The organism is Pseudoalteromonas sp. SR45-4, from assembly GCF_014163535.1.
Classification (GTDB): domain Bacteria; phylum Pseudomonadota; class Gammaproteobacteria; order Enterobacterales; family Alteromonadaceae; genus Pseudoalteromonas; species Pseudoalteromonas nigrifaciens.
Map to the genome: position 1 here is coordinate 1 of NZ_JACJDO010000076.1, position 1650 is coordinate 1650.

2 rRNA genes (1 of these 2 only partly in view) are annotated in these 1650 nt (G+C 49.2%); both read right to left on the reverse strand.

Annotation, left to right across the window (positions count from 1 at the left end):
- Positions 1-21: 21 nt before the first annotated feature.
- Positions 22-136, reverse strand: a 5S ribosomal RNA gene (rrf, locus tag H5058_RS17870).
- 145 nt (positions 137-281) lie between these two features.
- Positions 282-1650 (reverse strand): 23S ribosomal RNA (locus H5058_RS18390); it runs 1590 nt beyond the window's last position.

Sequence of the window (1650 nt, forward strand, 5' to 3'; positions counted from 1 at the left end):
TCGGGCTTTCTACAATTTGGAGCCTGGCAATGTCCTACTTTCACATAGCAAATGCTACACTATCATCGGCGCTGTTTCGTTTCACTACTGAGTTCGGCATGGGGTCAGGTGGGTCCAAAACGCTATTGTTACCAAGCAAATTAGGGCGTTAATTCGTATCACTACAAATTAACTGAATTTGGAAAATATCTGATAATATTTTTTAAGTCTTTGCGTAAATATCTACTTTAGTCATATTAACTTCTTGCTTGAACTGTCACATAAAACGCGTTTGGCGTTGTATGGTTAAGCCTCACGGGTAATTAGTACAAGTTAGCTTAATGCCTCACAGCACTTCCACATCTTGCCTATCAACGTTGTAGTCTCCAACGGCCCTTCAGAGAGCTTATAGCTCTAGTGAGAAATCATCTCGAGGCCTGCTTCGCGCTTAGATGCTTTCAGCGCTTATCAGTTCCGAACGTAGCTACCGGGCAATGCCATTGGCATGACAACCCGAACACCAGCGGTTCGTTCACTCCGGTCCTCTCGTACTAGGAGCAACCCCTCTCAATTCTCAAACGCCCACGGCAGATAGGGACCGAACTGTCTCACGACGTTCTAAACCCAGCTCGCGTACCACTTTAAATGGCGAACAGCCATACCCTTGGGACCGACTTCAGCCCCAGGATGTGATGAGCCGACATCGAGGTGCCAAACACCGCCGTCGATATGAACTCTTGGGCGGTATCAGCCTGTTATCCCCGGAGTACCTTTTATCCGTTGAGCGATGGCCCTTCCATTCAGAACCACCGGATCACTATGACCTACTTTCGTACCTGCTCGACGTGTCTGTCTCGCAGTTAAGCTGGCTTCTACCATTACACTAACCGTACGATGTCCGACCGTACTTAGCCAACCTTCGTGCTCCTCCGTTACTCTTTAGGAGGAGACCGCCCCAGTCAAACTACCCACCAGGCACTGTCCGTAACCCCGATTCAGGGGCCAACGTTAGAACATCAAAACTACAAGGGTGGTATTTCAAGGTTGACTCCAACAAAACTAGCGTCTCATCTTCAAAGTCTCCCACCTATCCTACACATGTAGGTTCAATGTTCAGTGCCAAGCTGTAGTAAAGGTTCACGGGGTCTTTCCGTCTAGCCGCGGGTACACAGCATCTTCACTGCGATTTCAATTTCACTGAGTCTCGGGTGGAGACAGCGTGGCCATGGTTACACCATTCGTGCAGGTCGGAACTTACCCGACAAGGAATTTCGCTACCTTAGGACCGTTATAGTTACGGCCGCCGTTTACCGGGGCTTCGATCAAGAGCTTCTCCCTAAGGATAACCCCATCAATTAACCTTCCGGCACCGGGCAGGTGTCACACCGTATACGTCATCTTGCGATTTTGCACAGTGCTGTGTTTTTAATAAACAGTCCCAGCCACCTGGTCACTGCGGCTCCCGTCCGCTTAGAGAGCAAGTCTCATCACAGATAGGAGCGTACCTTCTCCCGAAGTTACGGTACGATTTTGCCTAGTTCCTTCACCCGAGTTCTCTCAAGCGCCTTAGTATTCTCTACCTGACCACCTGTGTCGGTTTGGGGTACGATTCCATATAATCTGAAGCTTAGAGGCTTTTCCTGGAAGTATGGCATCAGCAACTTCATCACC